Here is a 17,657-nt window from a genome sequence, read left to right on the forward strand (position 1 = left end):
TCATTTCCCCTGCGCCGGCTGAACGTCCGAACGGAGGGTCAGCCGCAGATGCAGCGGCTGCAACATGTCGGATGGCGGTGCGCCGACATTGTCGCGTGTGAACAACGCGCGCAAATCGACGGCTGCAGCCTGATCGAGTCCATTGAATTCGAGGCGCTCGACGCTGCCGTCAGGCAGGATCCAGGTTCGCACGGTCACCGCAACCGGTGTGGCGCTTCCGGCCTCGCCGCGCTTTTCGACTTGATCGTGGAACCGCCGCGCGGCGGCGTCATCGGCCGCGAGCCGCTGCTGAAACCGGCTCTGCAATTGCCTGGCGAACGCCTGCCACGCCGCAGGCGCAGACACCGCAGAGCGGTAGCTCCGTTGTTGCGCAGCGGCGGACGTCGTCCCGGTCGCAGCACCGACGCCGCCCAGTAGCCCGACGACGGCGCCGAGCCGTCGAAACAGCGCTCTCCACCGTCCGACACGGCTTGGCTTGGTTGTGACGTTGTCGACGTTCATCGTCGCGTGCGCTCCGGCAGGACGTCCTACGATCCACTTTCTTCCCGAGAGTTATTGAATGGTGGCGGGGGCTCCGGCGTCGACGGCGCGTTCGCGAGGCGGCTCTTCGGCTGTCGCCGCCTGCTGCGCGACGGCCGCCGTCGCACCGTTGGCGGCGTCCAGTTTGCGCAATTCATCGCGCAGATAGCCGATCAGCTCCTGGACCAGCCGGTCCCAGATTTCGACCTGCGCGCGCAGATAGCTCGGCGCGACGCCGCCGGCAACCGAAACATCGAGGCAGAATACCAGGAAAGGTCGGCTGAGCTGCAACCGTCCGAAACGACGCGTCGCGTTCCAGCCATTGACGACATCGAGCGGCAATTCACCCTGCACCTGGAGAGCGGCGACGAGCGCTATGTCGACGAACCCCTGTTCTTCGCCAACGAACCGGTTGCCCGGGCGGATATCGAATCCAAGACCTGCGGTCGCCGACCGCAAATAAGGCAGATCGGCGACCGGATCGGTCAGCGTCTCGACGCGGTAACCTGCGTTCTGAAAACCCTCGCGCAGCGTGTCGAGGGTGAGCTTGGTGATGGTGACATCGGACATGGCATTCTCCGCGTAGCGGCTATTTTCGGGAACTGTCGAGCAGGTTCGACAACGCGAGTTCGTTCAGTACCGGCGGATTTCGCTTTTGCAGTTCCGCGATATAGGCGCGTCGCAGCATGGTTGCCCGCTCGGAGCGGATCTGCTGTACGAGCTGGTCGCGGACCTCGGGCAGCGTACGGGTGTAGGATGCCTTGGTATCGATCAGCTTGAGGACATGCCAGCCGTCGTCGAGCCTGACCGGATCGGACACGGTGTTCCTCGAGAGCCCCATGACCTGCGTGCGAATTTCCGGCCTGATCTGGTTTTCGGCGACCCAGCCGAGATCGCCACCGTCCTTTGCGTCATTGCTGGCAGCGTTGGCGATGGCGGCGAAATCCGCGCCCGGCGCCTTCAGCTTGCGGACGACATCATCGAGCACCTGCCTGGCCTTGTCTTCCGCGGCCTTGTCGCCTTCCTTCGCCGCGATGAAGATCTGCGCCAGCTGGAATTGGCGCGGCATCAGGAAGGCGCTGCGATTGGCGTCATAGATCTTCTGCACGTCGTCATCGCTCGGAAAGTCCGCCGGCGGCGTCGACACCGACTGCAGGTAGAGTTCGACCACGGCGCTTTCCCGCATCCGGTCGAGCTGCGCAGCGATCGCCGGCTTCTGGTCCCACTTCTTGGCAAGCGCTTCCTGCAGCACCAGGCGGTTGGCGAGCAGCAGCCGCACGGCCTGGCCGAGCAGCGCCGGATCCTTGGCAAGCGCCGCCTGCTCGCGCGGCCCAAGCGCCGCCACGTAGCTGCGCAAATCATCCGCCGACACGTTGACTTTGCCGACGCGCGCAATGACGTCCTCGCCGCCGGACGTCTTGCCGGCAGCCAGACCTTGCGCCGCTCCTTGAGCGCTTCCCTGCGCCGCCTGCACCGGCGCCGCCTGCGATTGAGCCGCCGTCGGCTGCGGCGCCAACTTCGGCCTGACCGGCGCCTGGACGTGGCGCGGCGCGGGTGTCGTCGAGGTCTGCGCCAGCGCAACCACCGGGATGCAGAACACCGTTGCGGCGACGGCCGCGGTTGCGGCCGACTGCGCCACTTTGACGAGGATCGATGCGTTGGTCATGGGTTTGCTCTCTGATCTAGAAACTTGTCGTAAGTCTCCTGCAGCTGGTTCTGCAGTTCGACGCGACGCAACTCGAGCAGGGGCTCACGTGCGACGATGGTGTCGCCGATGGTCACCTCCTTGTAGCGTTGCACCAGATCCTTGCCGGCCTTGACGAGCAGCGTATTTTTCGCGACGCAGCTTTTGGTGCTGGCCTTGTACGCCGTGGCCGCGCCCTCGAACTTGGCCCGCTCGGCATCCCTGGTGCGGGCAACGGCGGCGGCCTCCTCATAGGCAGTCTTCCACTTGTCCAGCGTCTGGTCACGATCGGCGAGACGCTGGTTGAACTCGCCCACCGCCTCGCGGTGCTCTTTCTCGATCTTCTTCACCTGCGCCTTCGCGACCTCGATCTCGGCCTTTGCCGCCGCCTTGTCGCGATCGGCCTCGGCAAGCTTGGCTTGCAGCGCCGTGCGCTGATCTTCCAGCGCACGGGTCTGCATGGTGGCGCTGCGCAGCGCCTCGCGCAGACGGTCGGTTTCGGACTGGGCTAATGCGGCGCTGGACAGCAGCGTCACCGCCGCAATCACCACAAGACGGGTACAGATACGCATGATCAGAACCTGGCGTTGAGATCGACCTGCAGAACGTCGACGGCATAGGGATTACCGGCGATGTTGTTGGCACTCATCCAGCGCATCGTCGCCCAGACGTTTTCGCTGAGACCGAGATTGCCGCCGAGGAAATAGCCCTTGAGGTTGGTGCCGCCGAGACCGAAGTCCGAATCCACGAACGCGTCGAGCGTGGCATCCGACTCCAGATACTTGTAGCCGGCGTGCACGTTCCAATCCCACAGGTGTTTGATTTCCCTGCTGCCGACGGTGACGCGTCCGAGCCAGCCCTGGTTGCCGCCATTGAACACCGGCAGAGATCCGTTTACGGAGGGGCTGAGGTTGTTGACGATGATGTCGGGATTCATGAGATTGCGATCGAACGCCGTGTTGACGACGTATTCGCCGTCGAGCACGATATGGAACGGATGAAAATGACCGAGATCGAGCTGCCCGCTCGCGACCAGCGGCCGGTATTGGCTCACTAGTCCAAGATACTGAAAGAGACCTGGTCCCGCTCCGTAGTTGTTCGCCGCAGTCTGTATGATGCTGCGTAGCGGCATGTAGGTGTTACCCTTCTGCGCGAACGACGGTCGGGTCAGGTCCGTATCGCAGACATCCGACGCTGAGGTCACCAAGCAGGGGCTTGAGATCTGCCCCTGGACGTTGGTGAAATCGTAATAGGCCACGCCAAATCTGAAGGCGTAGTCCGGGTTGAACCGGGCGTTGAAGCCGACCTGTCCGCCGAACAGCCATTTGTCATGACTCGGGAACCTTGCGCCGTCGGTTGCCAGATTGATCCCGGCGTTGAAATCGGTGTTGTAGATCGGGAATGCTCCAGCCACCGCAAACGGCGTGAAGCCCTCGAACACCTCATGCCTGGCTTGCACGGCAAACCCATCGAAGCCGAGTTCGCGGTACCAGACCAGATCGGTCGGCGACCAGAACGGATTGTCGAACCGGCCGGCGGACAGCTTCAGATCGCCACCCCAGGCTACGTACGACAGATAGCCGCGATCGAGCCACAGCGCATACTTCGAGAAGTCGCCACCGTTGTTGCCGAACGTCTGATTGGTGGAGACCGGTGAACTGTTCTCGCCGGTGGCGATGCGCAGTCCGGCGGTGAAGCCGTTATACAGGTCAGCCTCCATGCCGAGCCGGGCGCGGAGCCGGAACTGGTTGCGGTTCTGAGTAGAATTATAGGACGGCGGAAGAATTCCACTCGCATTGAAAGGATCGAAAGGCGACCCGGTGTTGATGGCATTGTAGTTTTGCGTACCGAACGGGTCGTTTCCTGCCGGAAAGTAGTTACCCTGATAACGGATACGCGCGTCACCGTAGAAATGGATGCGCCGCGCCCACTCCGGATAGGCGCCGGGCGACGCCCAGTTTTCTGACTGTGCCTTGGCCATCACCTCCTTCCTAATCTCGTCGCGTAACTGTCTTTTGACAATTTCCGGGACGTAGGTGACGTGCCGAGTTCCCGGCGGCTGCCCCGCGGAAGCCGCCGCGCTCGCCGCCCTCGCGGCATCGTCGGCCTTGGCGGTCGCGTCCTTCGCCGCCTGGCGCGAGATATACGCCTCGTCCTCGGCCTGCTTGATCAGCGTCTGGGCCTGCTCTTCCTTCAGGATGCCCTGCTGCACCAGGAGGTTGACGAGGTTGATGGTGGCATTGGGCGAAGTCGGCTTGGTGCTGGACACCGCCGGCCGCTTTTTTGCCGACGCAGTTTCTGCCGCGGTCTGGCCCACGGCCGGCGTCGCGCAGGCGAGTGCGCACAGCGACACCGCAAGCGGGATCGCGCGCCAGTCCGCGTCTGCTTTGTTCTTAAACATCAGTCCCCCAGTTTCCCACTCATCACGTCAGGTGTTGAATCTCAGATCACGTCAGCTCGGACGCCGCGCGGTCACGCGGGTGACCACCGGCATCGGCATGTCCCTGGGCGGCGGTTCGCGTAGCGTCAGGCTGCCGATTACCTCGTTGCGAAGCGCCGCATCGATTTCGGGATCACCGGTCGACGGCGTCAGGATGACCCGGTTGATGCGACCCGAGCTGTCTGCCCATAACCGCACCTGTATCTGCCCGGCCATGTTGCGCGTCTTGGGATTGGCGCGGATCGCCGCCTCGATCTGCGTCGACACGATCGTGGCGTACCAGCCCCAGCGGCTGCCACCTCCACCGCCGCCCCCGTAGGGATTGCCGCCCGGCTTGCCGCCGAGATTGAACAGGTCGCCCGGGCCGGTCGCCTTCGCGTCCAGCGAAAGCGGACCGGGAGGCTCGGCGTTCTTTGCGTCCTTGATCGGCTCGTCCTTCGGCTTCTCCAGCGGCTTGTCTTCCTTGAACTCCGGCTCGGCCATCTTCGGCTGCTCGACCATTTTCTGTTCGGGCATCTGCTGCGGTGGCGGTGGCGGAGGTGGTGGCGGCGGCACGATATTGACAATGGTCATCTCGCGGACCTGGCGCGGCGGCTGCATATCGTCATGGCCAAGGAAGAAATAGCCCACTCCACCGAAGACGATGACGATCAGCGCCAGCGCGATACCATAGCGCAAGGCCGAATTGCGCTCCTTGCGGACGGTCGGTTCGGATTGGGCGACCTTCGGCACCGACGGCGTCTGCATCTCGCCAGCGGCCGTTTTTCCCGGAACACCACCCAACGCGGCTACTCGCGCGGCGATCACTCTGTCCTGATCTCTCACCAACACACTCACGGCGCCGCCTCCAGGACTGTCGGTTCGGATGACCTTCCGGCGACATACTCCATGACGAACCTGACGAGCGTTTCGAAGTCGGTCGTCTCCAGGGTCACAGTCGTCTCGGCGTCCGCCTCGACCGCAAAATGATACGTCGATCGATCGCTGCGAAACTCGACATATGCGACACCGTCGATCCACAAACGCGATATCGGACCGCGCGACATCAGCAGCAGCAGATGATTCCGCTCCGGACCGCCATCTGCGATGCGGCTGCGCACAACGTCGGAAAGCTTCACCAACAGCGCTTCGCTGTGAATCGGAAAACGCAGGATTGCTCCATTCATCTGACCGTCCAGATCCCGCTGGGCGACCTCCACATCGGCCACCGCCGCACTTTCAGCCGGAACCGCACGCACCGACATGGCGCCGCGCCCGCCGCCACCATGATCGAAGGACGAGACCGCATCGCGCAGCCGAGACCAAAGCGTCCTGCGCGGTGGCTGACGATCGTGCGGCACTTGCGCAACCATGGCGGACACCGTTCTGCTCGTTCACTTCACAAGCGGCTTGGTGGCAAGACCGACCTGGTTGAGACCGATCCGGCCCAACAGGTCGAGCACGTCCATGACGTTCTGGTATTGCGCCTGCGCGTCACCGCGCAGCACCACCGGAAACTCCGGCGTCAGCGCCTTCTGCTGCACCAGGCGCTGTTCGAGTTCAGGCAGCGTCACCGGAATGGTATCGAGAAAGATCTTGCCGTCGTTAGCCACCGTGATCGCCTTGGTGGTCTGGGTGGCGAGACTTGGCGCGGCCGACGCCTTTGGCAGATTGACCTTCTGGCCCTGCACGGTCGCCGTCGTCATGATGATGAAGATCACCAGCAGGACGTAGGCGAGATCCAGCATCGGCGTGATGTTGATATCGTCATATGGCTTGCTGTCGCTCTGGACCTGCATCGCTGTTACTCCGCTGCGATGCGATGTTCGATCGGGTCGGGCCGATCGGCGGAATAGAATTCCGCCATCTTCGTCACGAACTCGTCGACGAAGACCTGAATGTCGCTGGTCAGATCCTTGATGCGGGAGATCAGGTAGTTGTAGCCAAACAGCGCCGGAATCGCGACGCCGAGGCCGGCGACGGTGGCGACCAGCGCCGCGGCGATGCCCGGCGCGATCGCATTGACGTTGACGTCGCCGCTTGCGGCAATCGCCGCGAAGGTGATCATGACGCCGACCACGGTGCCGAGCAGGCCGAGGAACGGCCCGCCAGAGATCGCAATGGTCAACACCACCATGAGCCGATTGAGCCGCTGCATCTCCTTGACCACCCCACTGTCCAGCGCGGCACGAATGGCAGCAATCGACACCGCGGACAGAACGGGCGCGCGGCTGCCGTTTCCGGCAAAACGGTGACGGATCTCCGCGGCGCCGATGTGGTAGATGCGATAGAGCGACGAGGACCGCATCATCTTGGCATCGGCCTCGGTCAGGCGTCCGCCGAGCGTCGACACCTCGTCGGCATCGCCACGATCCAGCATGGTCAGATCCGAGGCGATCTCGCTAAATCCCTTCATGAAATGCGCGTTGGCCTTGGCCTGCTTGTTCAGATACGAGGCACGGTCGTACATCACGACCCAACTGACCGCGGCCATGATCATCAAGATGCCGATGACGACCCAGCCGTCGAGCGTCACCGATTTCAAGATCACCGCGAAATAGCCGGACAGCCAGCTCGCGGTTTCCTCGTCGACGCTGAACGAAATCAGCTTGGCCTGCTCGGGCCCTTGCCCGATCGCAGCGAGCTTGATGAAGCCCGTCGGCCGCGCAATCTTGCCGATCTGCAGTTCGTCAATGTCACCGGCGAAGCCAGCCGTTGCAGAAACCGGGGGCGGCGTAGCGGCCGCGGCAACCGGCGCGGTCGCCGCGCCACTGTCCGCAGCCGGCACGTCGGGGGACTCCGGCTGAGCGGCTGCGGACGGCGCCGTCGCGGGCGTAACCGGGGAAACACTGGAGGCTGACGTGTCGCCCCCGATCGAGGCGACGGTATTGAGCGCGGGCATCGCCGCGGCGAGCGACGCATAGGATGCGCCATCGAGGTAAAGTGTGATCTGACCGTTGCCGGCGACGACCGCGACGTGGTGCCAGCCGTTCGGCGCGACCGGTGCGCCGGCACCGGTGCGTTGCGTCGTTCCCGCGCTGGTGATCTCGATGAACGGCGAGCCGTTGTCGAGGCCGATGACCAAGGCGCTGGCGCCGTCGTGACGGCTATAGAGCGCGGCGTTCGGCTGCAACGCGGCCGGTTTGATCCAGGCAGACCACGTCAACGGCGCATTATCGGTCAGCGCAAGCGACGACGAGGCCGGCAGGGTCACGGCGGCGCGGCCGTCGAGCCGAAGCCCGGTGCCGATCAGCGATCCGTCGGCCGGCTGACCGACGCTTTGAGCGTTGTTCGCCCACACGGAGGAATCGAGCGCCGGCGTGCCACGTTCGTTGAAGTGATAAACCAGTTGCGTATCGGGATCATAGGTTCCCTTCGGATCGGCAGTCGCGATCGCTTTCTTGTTGCCGTAGTAAAGCCAGATATCGGTCTTGGCGCCCGACGGCAGGCTGGGCACCGCGACCCATACCAGGGCCTCGCCGAGCAGCGAGTCGTATTTCTCGACATGATGTTTCAGCGGGGTCTTGTCGTCACCGGCGACGAAGCGCAGGTCGCTGCCGTCGTCTTTCGCCGATGCGAACCGGAAGTTTCCGACATGCAACCGCACCAACACCGGAGCGGCGCCGATCGGATCGGTGATGTTGGCACCGGAGGCACTGGTGTCGATGGTGATCTTCTTGCGTAACGACCATTCGTCGTTCCACCAGGCCTTCGCCGGCGAAGGAAACAATGTCAGCACGGCGACCAGGCCGAGCAGCAGCCCCGACAGAACCGTCGCGCTCGCTCGCTGGAAGGTCGATCGGCGCACGCCCCGCATGTGATCCCATCCCATTGTCATCAGAATTCACCCCAGATCCGGAAATTAACCCGCGGGTCCCGCGCCTGCGTGTAAGCCTGACTGATCATCGGCACCGAATAGGCGATCATGCCGCTGACGTAGTCGAACACCTTGAAGCGCGTGCCGGCGCCATAGCTCCAGACGTCGAACTGCGACACTTGATCCGGAAGCGGCTTCAGCACGGTCGCATGGCCGCCATCGGCAAACACGAAGAAGCGCCATTCGTTGAACGTGGTGAAACGCGGCGCGCCTTCGCCAGTCTCGTTCTTGAGCCGCTTCTGCAGCAGATCGCCAATATTGGGGCTGCGCAGTTCGAGATTGCCGGCGGCCCCGTCATCCCCGAGCACCTCGGATTCGAGATAGCCGCGCACCGTATCGAGGCCGCCGAGGCTGAACTGCTCGCTCGACACCAGCGGCCCGTCCGCCAATTGACCCTGAACCTTGGCGTAGATCTGGAAGCCTTCGGGCAACTCGTGGGTGTGAGAAACGTCCAGATTGAGGTGCGTGAAGCTCGGCGATGCCAGATAGCGCTTGGCGTCGAACTCGTCCAAGGGGCTGCTCGGCGGGCGCAGATTGTAGGTGATGCCGGCGTTGAACTGGGTGGTGAATTTCTCGTTCTGGAACGTCGCACCGTAGCTTGCGACCAGCGGGAAATACGTAACCGGTGAGGAAAATCCATCAACACCGAGCTGCACTGTCTGGTTGAAGTGCTTGTAGTCGATCCCGACCGACAGGGTATGGAACAGGTTCTCCCGGGGCGGCAGCGTGATTACCGCCCGCTCGCCGACGATCTGGCCAGGGCCGATGACGTTCGAGCCGCCGACGGTCGCGACGCTGCTGTTCGATTTCACGGCGTAGACCAGCAGGCTCAACCAATCCACGTCAGGAACTCGCGCCAGATATGATCCGGAGAACACCTCGGCATCGGTCGGACGTTTCGGAGCCACTTGATAGGAAACGCTTAGCGAGTGGCCGAGTTGCCACAGATTGTCGTAGTGCACGGTGGCACTGAGGCGCGTCGCCGTGGTGCTGGGCGACTGCCGGTTGTTGACTTCCAGGCTGGCGTGCAGCGGAGGCTTGTCTTCCACATTGAGGTCGACGTCGACCGTGCCCGGCGTCACCCCGGCGCGCAGGGCCGGTGTGATCCGTCGGTCAGGCCATTGATTGAGCGAGACAATGTCCTTGGTGACATCCCCGAAGTTGGGCACGGTCCCCTCTTTCAGGGACGGCGCGCCCCCTTTGATCCGGCCGAGATCGAAATAGCGCGAGTTCTTGACCCGCAACCGACCGACCTTCAGTTCGATCACCTTGAGGGCGACGACACCGCCTTGTACGTTCTGCTGCGGAACCGCGACGCTGACGGTCTGAAAGCCTTTGTCGTGATAAGCCTTTTCCAGCGCCGCACGCGCCTTCTCGACGTCATCGGCACTTTTGTCGGGGCCAAGGAAGGGATAGATCGCTTCCTCGATTTCAATCTGCGGTAGCGTGTCGGCGCCCTGAACGGCGAAGTCGTCGATGTCGAAACGCTGCGTCGCCGCTGGCTTTAGCTCCGGCGATGCTCCATTGGCCGCCGCTGGCGCAGGAGCCGCGGCTGTAGCCGCCTGCTTCGCCGCACGAGCCGGAAAAGCCCCGGCAAGAATTCCGACAACCGTTAGCGCCGCGGCACCCAGCCGCAGCCCTGTCCGGCATCGCACCCGATGCCTGCAATTCTTATAACCACTTCGACTTCGCACTGACGTCCGCTCATTCCTGCAGGCGCATGCGATCACGGCGGAAATACCGCAACAACAAGGCCTCATTCATGAGACGCCTGGGCGGCGGCCAACCCGCAAAACTATTTCAGCAAATCGGGAAAAATTTTGAGTTTCTTCAGGAATCGTCTTCGGCCGAACTCTTCGAGCCTTTCGCCACGGTCAGCTCAGAAGCACGACACCGCCCGGAAGCGGCGTGATCCGGGCGCCGAACAATTGCTCGACCTGGGCGACGAAATTTTCAAGCTTGTCGAGCTGAAACGTGCCGTTGACCAGGCGGCGCTTGAGCTCCGCGTTGGCAATGATGATTTTTCCCATACGATAGCGATTGACCTCGTCGACGACGCTTGCCAGCGGCCGGTCGCGAAAAATCAACAAGCCCGTCTGCCACGCCGCAACCTGCATCGCGTCGACCGGCACCGGCGCCTCCAATCCGGAGCGCGAATAGGTGACCTGCTCCGCTTTATGAAGCTGCACGGTGTTGCGCCCCTGCTCGACCGTGACAACCCCATCCAGACAGGTCACAGAGACCGTCCCGTCAAGGCAACGAGCGTTGAAGCTTGCCTGCAGAACGGTGATACGACCGTCGCCAGCCAGCATCACCAGCGGCTTCGGCGACGAAAGCTTGGTCGCCGACGCCTCGCCTGAAATGAGCTCGATCCGGGTTTCGTCAGACGCGGATTGCAGCGCGATACTGGTTTGCGTGTTCAACTCCAGCGAAACGTCGGACGCTACCCCGACCTTGCGCTGCTCGCCCTTCCCGGTGCGATAGTCCGCCGACAATTCCGCGAGCGAAGGCCACAGCCCGAGCGGTGGACGAATCACCACGAAGCCCACCGTCGTCGCAATCGCTCCACCCAACACGGCGCGGCGCGCGAGGTGACGTGGCCGTTGCAGCGTCGCGGACGCAACACCACCGGATGCGCGCTCCTCGACGAGTTCCTGTGCTGCGGTTCTCGCACTGCGAAAAAGTCGGGCGGCGGTCCTGAACGCGTCCTCATGCGCCGGGCTCTGCCGGCGCCAGCGCTGCAGGACGTCGACATCCGCTTGCGTCGGCGTGCCCGTTTTGAGCCGAACGACCCAGTCAAGAGCCTCGTCCAACAACGGGTCGGGTTCCGATGTACGAGTCGGCACGGTCACAATTGATCGCTCATCGCCATACTCGCCAAATCAAAACCTCCTGTTCGGATCCTGGGCGCCCTGATGACATATAAATGATTCCGCTTCAGATCCGATGCTTCAACGTGTTGCGTGCACCTTCGGCGAAACCGATGGCCACAGGAGCCTCGACCGGCTCTCCCGCCATTCCCTCCAGCATTGCGCCTAGATCGCGCCCGTAGGAACTCTTGCAAAAGGCCCCTATTCGACAGACGACTGGAAAGGCGCTATCCCGAAAGAGGAATCCCGAAAGAGTTGCAAAATACCTTGCCGCACCCGGGCCGTGACCGGCAGCGGCTATTACAACAAACAGGGATAAGGTGGAAGCAGCCAGGTCAAGCCGCATATCATTCGCAGTGAATCTGTTCACGAACGGGGGCGCGGGCCACCAAGGCGACGGATCAGCGTCCGATCGAGACAGTCGGCGCAACGGCTCAGGGCCAGCTTCAGGTCGCTCTCGACGGTTCGCACGCTGACGCCGAGTTCGGCGGCGACTTCGTGCGGCGACCTTCCTTCGATCGAAACACTGCGGAGCACTTCCCGGGGCCGCGCCGGCAGCTCGGCCAACGCGCGTTTGAAAGCTTCGATCTCTGAACGCGCCTCGACAACCCTTGCCGGATCTGGTCGCTCGTCGCAAACGTCGAGCAGCGCATCGATCTCCGACGCACTGACACGATAAGTCCGCGCCTTTTGCCGGTCCTTCGCAACATTGACAGCGGTGCGAAAGATGTAGTCCGCGGGACTGCGGACCGGAACTGCGTCCGTCACCCGATCCAGGCGCAGAAACGTCTCGTGCAGAGCTTCGTGGGCAAAGTCTGACGAGCCCAGTCGACGTGTCAGCTTTCTGACGAGACCGCCATAGTTCTCGACGAGCTGGCCACGTAACCGCACTCGGTTGCTATCAGCCACGTTTCGCGAGCCCCTGCACACGCAAACCCTGGAGCTTTGCGCCCTCAAGGCTGCCCTGTTTCGTAACGGCCGTGGACTACAGATTTATGACGGCTGTGAGACACCGCTGAAGCGACGGCCGAGCGCGGATTTAGGGTTCTACACCTGCGCCGGTCGATGGTCTCAGGATGGCTCGAACATCAGCGTCACCTGAATGTTCAGCCGCTCCGGCAGTTCGGAAGGAATTGACGGCAGCGGCTGGGCCCGGCGGATCGTATCCACGGCCTCCTTGTCGAGCACCACTCGTCCTGAACTGGTCTTGACCCAGACTCCGAGAACCGTACCGTCTCGTCGCATGGAAAATAGCGTCTCAACCGATCCGCGCAGCCGACCAACCCGGGCAGAGTTGGGGTAGTGCTGATATCGCGCCACATGACGAAGCAGCGCCTGCTGAAATTTGACGGTTGCACTGCTCGGTGGCGCGTCCTCCGCTGACGGCTTCGAGCGGATGATCGGAAGGGACGTCTCGGCCGAGGTCGATGCCGGGACCGACGGTGTTACGGCTGCGTCATCGACGGACCCCGGATCGGGGTCGTTGACCACCACGTCGGTACGATTGGCAAGGCTCGCCGCAATCGCCTCGGAAGCTTGCGCCACCGGGATCGGTGCGGGATCAGGCCGTGAAAGGAGATGAACCTGCACGATCGAGGCTCTGTCCCGCTCCGCTTCCCGACCTGCCGGCAGTTGCTGCCGAACCCAATAGATTCCGCCGATAACAATTAATGTGACGACCATCGGCGCCAGAAGCAGGCGGAGAATCTCCCCCGACGACCATGCGCTCGGATCATCCGGATGAAAGGAAGACGCTGCGGCAGGAATGATCCCGGGCGCGCCCCCTCGTCCGCTGGGTTCATTGAGCTTCATTGCAGCGGCTTCACCACGATCACAACACGGACGGGTTGCGGCGTGTTCGTCGGTGCCGGTCGGCTAATCGTGAGACCACGGATAGCAGCGGCCACGGCGGTATCGCGGTCCAGATTCCCGGTCGACCGCAACAGCTCTGTTCGCTGAACCGTACGTGACGGATCGATCCAGAGGTCGAGGATAGCCCGATAACTTCCGACACGTGTCTTGGCATTTCTTTTCAGCGCCTTTTGAATGTCGAGCTGGACGCTTTCGCTATAGTCGTGGAGACGGCCCGTTTCGTCCCCGTCACCTGGTGCACGCACCCGCAGCGTTCCCAAGGATAAGTCCGCAGTGACGAGCGGGTCGGCAGGAGGCGTGCCATCCGCCGCAGACGGAAGAGCAAGCGTGATGGCATCCGGTCGAATGTACTGAACCTTCAATCCGGTTCCATTCAGCAGCCGGTTCAGAGCATCCTCCGGCGTGAAATCGCCTTCAACCGCAGCCGATCTCCGACCGGTGGCGGAATTGCTTTCGTAAAGAACCTGAACACCGGTTCTCTCGCCATAGACCTGCAGCGCGTTCGCCAGTGGCTGCGCCCGGATATGGAATGCGATCAGGCGCTCTTCAGCGCCGGCGACACACATGCCGTCAATCGCCACAGCCGCACAGACCACGGCAAGACATCGTCGACCGGAGCGACCAAAGCCACGCCCGGCCTCTACCCAGCCGCTGACATATGATCTCATTGCCATCATAGCCCTGCTTCGACCGGCGGTGAACGCGACAGATAAAACACGAGCCCAGTCAGCCCACCGCGTGCGAGGACGTGCGATGGGCGAGCGCATTTTCTATATCCAAAATGCGACAGTCATCTAACCTCTGGTCGCGCGTTCACCCCCAACCTGTAGTCACTGCCAGCCTGTCTAAGTTGCAACGCAAACAATCTACCCGCATCACGCGCAATAAACCTCTTTCTTGAGTTTGCTCATGTTTCCGTGGACGCTATCATGGAGTATGTTCCATTGGGTCAAGGCAGAAACCCATAGCCAATGGCACTCATCGATCAGGCTAATGCCACAGAAGGCACCACAAATCCTTCGTGGCAGCTCAACGCAGGAATGACCTCAATGACGAAGTTGCGACCATCACTTGCTTTTTCGACATTCGCGGCGATCGTGCTTTCGCTGTCGGCTGCTTACGGCCAGGGCAGTTCGCTCAAGACGATCGATACTGATAATGACGGCACGATAGATCTGGCCGAGACGAAGAAGGTCGCATCAGCTCTGTTCGCCAAATTGGAACACGATCGCGACGGGACGCTCGACCGGCACGAATTGCGCGGCAGGCTGAACGCTCGCGGGCTCTCGGAGGCCGATCCCGATCACGACGGTACCCTCACCGAGGCCGAATACCTCGCCGCGGTGGAACAGCGCTTTAACGCAGCGGACCCTGACAAGGATGGAACCCTGGACGCCAAGGAATTGAGATCCCCGGCTGGCAAGGCGCTTCTACGCCTCTTGAAATGATCAAGAACGCCGATGGACGGCCAGCATTCGCATCCCGTCTCGGCGGGCGTGTTTGCGAATGTTGGCATCGAAGGACCAGGAGATCGTAAGATCTCTTCAAATTTCGGCGATACCGTCTGAATGTGATTGCGAGCAGCGGCGGATTGGAGCCAAAAGTGCAATCCGCCGCTCATCACTTAAGGCCGCGCCGGCTGGCGCATCCCCGCTCTGCCTTGGTGCGGTGGATCTGACGCTTGTTTCAGTGTTGCAGCGAACTCTTCATACGCCCGTCAGATCCAAACCCACACCAGCGTCTTGTCTGCGAATGACCGCTCCATTTGCCTCATGCTCGCACGGTCCTTCGGAGACGTAAGGACACCAGCAAATGAGCTGGTCCCGGTTGTTTGAACAGACTTTCCGCGTCGACAAGTGGAGCCCCTGCCGTTCGAACGTCTCCACATCGACATACTCATCGCATCTTGAGCTGGCTGCGGGCCAGCCTGATACTGAATGCGCTTCGTCCAGTGGCAAGCAACTCAGGACCCTGGTGTCTCTGTCGGAGATCATTCGATGTCGCGAACCCTTGCAAAGTATCTGATCCAGCTCGGCGCGGCGTGTGCGCTAGGTTTAGTCATCAGTACGCCATCCTTCGCCGCCGATGTGGCACATGAAGATCAAGCCTTGCGTGCCGCGATCAACGGATCGCAACGAAGCGCGCGATTTTTGGCCCGCGACGGCGCACGGCACCCTTACGAAGAACTGACGTTCTTTGAAATCACCCCGCGATACACCGTCGTCGAAATCTGGCCCGGCGCAGGATACTGGACCGAGATTCTCGCGCATTATCTGAACGAATCCGGCGTCTACTATGCCGCGGTCGAACCGCAGCGCGCCACCGCGGCACCGACGGCCAACGCGTTCAACACCAAGCTTAACTCCGACAAGGCCATTTATGGACGGGTCCGGATCACTGAATTCAGTCCGCCGGCAGCCGCCACCCTCGCACCCGATGGATCTGTCGACCTGATCCTGACCTTTCGCAACCTGCACAACTGGCTGAAACAGGGCAACGCGGCGGAAACGCTCGCCGCGTTTCACCGAGCGCTCAAGCCTGGCGGAATTCTCGGCATCGAAGATCATCGTGGCCAACGCGACGTGCCGCAGGATCCGCAGGCGTCGGACGGGTATGTCCGGCAGGACTATGCCATTGCGCTCGTCGAGAGCGCCGGCTTCGAATTCGTCGCTGCCTCAGAGGTCAACGCCAACCCGAAGGACACTGCGAACTGGCCAAAAGGCGTGTGGACGCTGCCCCCGACATTCGCGCTCGGCGATACCGACCGCGAAAAATATGCGGCGATCGGCGAAGCCGACAATTTTGTCCTGAAGTTCAGGAAGCCGCGTTAGCGGCCATGGGTCCGGGTTCGCGTCGGCGCTTCAGCAAGTCGGTCTTCCGAAGGGCGCTGTGCTTCCGGCGCTCGGGGCCTTCAATCTCAGCTGGGACAGATGCTGATCCGTCGGCATTCTGGTTCCAGTACTGATCGGTCATGGTGGAACTCCCGCAAGCGGCGCCAGCCCGACCGGCGACATTCGCCTATCCGACGTCATCCGCAATCGCCGTTGCGATATTGCGATCGTGATCGACCGCAAACAGAGCCTCTGCGGACGATGCCCGGCGATGCCCCGAGCAGCCTGCTCCGCCGCAGTTGCGTAGCGGATGTATGAAACACGCTGAACGCCGCACTGGCCGATTCGCAGTAACAACGTCCGTACGCCGCCAGCACCAGTCGCCGGACTTGACGCTCCGTCAGCGGGATCTTCACGAAGCTCCGATACGCGCTCAGCTGGCGGCTGACCGCCAAGGGAGTGATCCCGAGCTGATCTGCTCCTCCGCGAATGTCAAGTTTCGGCTGAACGGATGGCTTTCCCCACCGCCGTGGCCTCGGCCACTTCGTTCAGAAGTCCTGTTTTTACGTCGTAGATGAAGCCATAAATCGGTATGTGCCTTGGCACGAGAGGATGTGACCGAATTCGTTCGACGTCTTCGACGACACTCCTCGGGTTGTCGACGATGGTATGCCAATGGATGAATTTTCCAGCGACGGAGCCGCCGCCGTGCTTGGGATTCGACCAGGTCTTGCCGTCGAACTGCGCCGTTTCCAGATTATCCACGAGGAGGTCGCCAATCACTTCATTCGTAAACAGCTGCATTCCACAGTCGCTGTGGTGGATCACGAACCATTCGTTCGTTCCAAGCAGCTTGTGGGAGATGACGAGCGAACGAATGGCGTCGTCGGAAGCGCGGCCGCCTGCATTGCGGATGACGTGCGCATCGCCCTCCGCGAGCCCCGCATACTTCGCAGGATCGAGCCGCGCATCCATGCAAGTGAGAATCGCAAACCTCCGAGCCGGTGGCAGTGCCAGCTTGCCTTTGTCACCGAAATCACCTGCGTATTGTTCATTCGCAGAAACGACTTCGCCGAACACAGCGCTGCGCTTCGTCATTTGAAATATCCTTGCGTTAGAAGCTCGCGATCATCAGATCGGACCAGCCCACGCTCGATCGGTCAAGAAAATTGAATTCCAATGTCCGCAGCAATGTAAAATGATCTGAGCTAAGATTTTTCCGCGAGTGAGATGAACCATCCCAACCGAACATCCGCCCAATTCCAGCAATGAGATTCCGTGACCAAGGATTCACGCCCTCCTGACAATCTGGCAACGGCCGTTTTCCAGATCGAAGCCCAGGCGACCCGAAACCCTCAGAAACAAGTCCGTTGCATCCTCGACGATCCCGCAACGCCGAGCCCCGTCACTGAGAACATCGGTCCCGCGGACAAGAGGCGCTCCATAGCCCCCTCGTCCGGGACAGGCCTGCATGGCTCATACCGGCGCAGCCGGCAGCGCCGGGCCTCTTCGGCAGGACGTCTGACTGATCGAGGCCATGTGAAGCGTGCGGGTCGACGTCGTCGCCTGCTTACCGCGGCCGGCT

Annotated in this window: 18 protein-coding genes; 2 read left to right on the forward strand and 16 right to left on the reverse strand. The window is 61.9% G+C overall.

All coding sequences use genetic code 11. The features are described from left to right. From DB459_RS25430 to DB459_RS25495, 14 genes are all read right to left on the reverse strand, one after another. Entirely contained in the window at positions 1–501 is a 501-nt protein-coding gene (locus tag DB459_RS25430; RefSeq protein ID WP_253709559.1) for a hypothetical protein, read from the reverse strand. Positions 502–552: 51 nt separating this feature from the next. Continuing rightward, a complete protein-coding gene (locus DB459_RS25435) occupies positions 553–1,089 on the reverse strand; it encodes a YbjN domain-containing protein (protein WP_253709561.1) in 537 nt (178 codons plus the stop codon). 19 nt (positions 1,090–1,108) lie between these two features. Next, positions 1,109–2,185 (reverse strand): peptidylprolyl isomerase, encoded by a 1,077-nt coding sequence (locus tag DB459_RS25440; protein WP_253709564.1) that lies wholly within the window; start codon positions 2,183–2,185, stop codon positions 1,109–1,111. Continuing rightward, the gene (locus DB459_RS25445; RefSeq protein WP_253709566.1) at positions 2,182–2,775 is read right to left on the reverse strand and encodes a hypothetical protein; all 594 of its coding nucleotides are present in this window, start codon (positions 2,773–2,775) and stop codon (positions 2,182–2,184) included. The genes DB459_RS25440 and DB459_RS25445 overlap by 4 nt, the downstream gene beginning before the upstream one ends. A 2-nt stretch (positions 2,776–2,777) precedes the next feature. Next, positions 2,778–4,604 (reverse strand): putative porin, encoded by a 1,827-nt coding sequence (locus tag DB459_RS25450; RefSeq protein WP_253709569.1) that lies wholly within the window; start codon positions 4,602–4,604, stop codon positions 2,778–2,780. A gap of 51 nt (positions 4,605–4,655) precedes the next feature. Then, complete coding sequence (locus DB459_RS25455; RefSeq protein ID WP_253709572.1) at positions 4,656–5,390, reverse strand: energy transducer TonB; 735 nt, start codon at positions 5,388–5,390, stop codon at positions 4,656–4,658. 86 nt (positions 5,391–5,476) lie between these two features. Continuing rightward, the gene (locus DB459_RS25460; protein ID WP_371927010.1) at positions 5,477–5,995 is read right to left on the reverse strand and encodes a hypothetical protein; all 519 of its coding nucleotides are present in this window, start codon (positions 5,993–5,995) and stop codon (positions 5,477–5,479) included. Positions 5,996–6,016: 21 nt separating this feature from the next. Then, on the reverse strand, positions 6,017–6,421 hold the full coding sequence (locus DB459_RS25465; RefSeq protein WP_253709577.1) for a biopolymer transporter ExbD: 405 nt from the start codon (positions 6,419–6,421) through the stop codon (positions 6,017–6,019). 5 nt (positions 6,422–6,426) lie between these two features. Beyond that, a complete protein-coding gene (locus DB459_RS25470) occupies positions 6,427–8,460 on the reverse strand; it encodes a DUF2341 domain-containing protein (protein WP_253709580.1) in 2,034 nt (677 codons plus the stop codon). Next, positions 8,460–10,136, reverse strand: a complete 1,677-nt coding sequence (locus DB459_RS25475) for a ShlB/FhaC/HecB family hemolysin secretion/activation protein (protein ID WP_371927011.1) — start codon at positions 10,134–10,136, stop codon at positions 8,460–8,462. Before DB459_RS25475 ends, DB459_RS25470 begins: the two co-directional genes overlap by 1 nt. 237 nt (positions 10,137–10,373) lie before the next feature. Next, positions 10,374–11,312, reverse strand: coding sequence for a FecR domain-containing protein (locus DB459_RS25480; RefSeq protein WP_253709585.1), 939 nt, complete (start codon positions 11,310–11,312; stop codon positions 10,374–10,376). Between the two features lie 423 nt (positions 11,313–11,735). Beyond that, positions 11,736–12,278, reverse strand: coding sequence for an RNA polymerase sigma factor (locus DB459_RS25485; RefSeq protein ID WP_253709588.1), 543 nt, complete (start codon positions 12,276–12,278; stop codon positions 11,736–11,738). A 162-nt stretch (positions 12,279–12,440) separates the two neighbouring features. After that, positions 12,441–13,181 (reverse strand): energy transducer TonB, encoded by a 741-nt coding sequence (locus tag DB459_RS25490; RefSeq protein ID WP_253709591.1) that lies wholly within the window; start codon positions 13,179–13,181, stop codon positions 12,441–12,443. Further along, a complete protein-coding gene (locus tag DB459_RS25495; protein WP_253709594.1) occupies positions 13,178–13,918 on the reverse strand; it encodes a secretin and TonB N-terminal domain-containing protein in 741 nt (246 codons plus the stop codon). The genes DB459_RS25490 and DB459_RS25495 overlap by 4 nt, the downstream gene beginning before the upstream one ends. Before the next feature lie 363 nt (positions 13,919–14,281). On the opposite strand from DB459_RS25495, the gene DB459_RS25500 reads away from it, so the two are divergent. Next, on the forward strand, positions 14,282–14,689 hold the full coding sequence (locus DB459_RS25500; RefSeq protein ID WP_253713701.1) for an EF-hand domain-containing protein: 408 nt from the start codon (positions 14,282–14,284) through the stop codon (positions 14,687–14,689). Positions 14,690–15,238: 549 nt separating this feature from the next. Beyond that, positions 15,239–16,072 (forward strand): class I SAM-dependent methyltransferase, encoded by an 834-nt coding sequence (locus DB459_RS25505; protein WP_253709596.1) that lies wholly within the window; start codon positions 15,239–15,241, stop codon positions 16,070–16,072. A gap of 197 nt (positions 16,073–16,269) precedes the next feature. Here the strand turns inward: DB459_RS25505 and DB459_RS27660 are convergent, their stop codons facing one another. After that, positions 16,270–16,563 carry a LysR family transcriptional regulator gene (locus DB459_RS27660; RefSeq protein ID WP_371927012.1) on the reverse strand — a complete coding sequence of 98 codons (294 nt, stop codon included), beginning with the start codon at positions 16,561–16,563 and terminating at the stop codon, positions 16,270–16,272. 1 nt (position 16,564) lies between these two features. After that, entirely contained in the window at positions 16,565–17,170 is a 606-nt protein-coding gene (locus DB459_RS25510; RefSeq protein ID WP_253709599.1) for a carbonic anhydrase, read from the reverse strand. Between the last annotated feature and the right edge of the window lie 487 nt (positions 17,171–17,657).

Source organism: Bradyrhizobium sp. WD16 (assembly GCF_024181725.1).
In the GTDB taxonomy this organism is placed as follows: Bacteria; Pseudomonadota; Alphaproteobacteria; order Rhizobiales; family Xanthobacteraceae; genus Bradyrhizobium_A.

Excerpts from the sequence above, each read along its gene's own strand:
- DB459_RS25430 (WP_253709559.1), bottom strand. The coding sequence starts at position 501 with ATGAACGTCGACAACGTCACAACCAAGCCAAGCCGTGTCGGACGGTGG.
- DB459_RS25435 (WP_253709561.1), bottom strand. The coding sequence starts at position 1,089 with ATGTCCGATGTCACCATCACCAAGCTCACCCTCGACACGCTGCGCGAG.
- DB459_RS25440 (WP_253709564.1), bottom strand. The coding sequence starts at position 2,185 with ATGACCAACGCATCGATCCTCGTCAAAGTGGCGCAGTCGGCCGCAACC.
- DB459_RS25445 (WP_253709566.1), bottom strand. The coding sequence starts at position 2,775 with ATGCGTATCTGTACCCGTCTTGTGGTGATTGCGGCGGTGACGCTGCTG.
- DB459_RS25450 (WP_253709569.1), bottom strand. The coding sequence starts at position 4,604 with ATGTTTAAGAACAAAGCAGACGCGGACTGGCGCGCGATCCCGCTTGCG.
- DB459_RS25455 (WP_253709572.1), bottom strand. The coding sequence starts at position 5,390 with ATGCAGACGCCGTCGGTGCCGAAGGTCGCCCAATCCGAACCGACCGTC.
- DB459_RS25460 (WP_371927010.1), bottom strand. The coding sequence starts at position 5,995 with ATGGTTGCGCAAGTGCCGCACGATCGTCAGCCACCGCGCAGGACGCTT.
- DB459_RS25465 (WP_253709577.1), bottom strand. The coding sequence starts at position 6,421 with ATGCAGGTCCAGAGCGACAGCAAGCCATATGACGATATCAACATCACG.
- DB459_RS25470 (WP_253709580.1), bottom strand. The coding sequence starts at position 8,460 with ATGACAATGGGATGGGATCACATGCGGGGCGTGCGCCGATCGACCTTC.
- DB459_RS25490 (WP_253709591.1), bottom strand. The coding sequence starts at position 13,181 with ATGAAGCTCAATGAACCCAGCGGACGAGGGGGCGCGCCCGGGATCATT.
- DB459_RS25495 (WP_253709594.1), bottom strand. The coding sequence starts at position 13,918 with ATGATGGCAATGAGATCATATGTCAGCGGCTGGGTAGAGGCCGGGCGT.
- DB459_RS25500 (WP_253713701.1), top strand. The coding sequence starts at position 14,282 with ATGACCTCAATGACGAAGTTGCGACCATCACTTGCTTTTTCGACATTC.
- DB459_RS25505 (WP_253709596.1), top strand. The coding sequence starts at position 15,239 with ATGTCGCGAACCCTTGCAAAGTATCTGATCCAGCTCGGCGCGGCGTGT.
- DB459_RS25510 (WP_253709599.1), bottom strand. The coding sequence starts at position 17,170 with ATGACGAAGCGCAGCGCTGTGTTCGGCGAAGTCGTTTCTGCGAATGAA.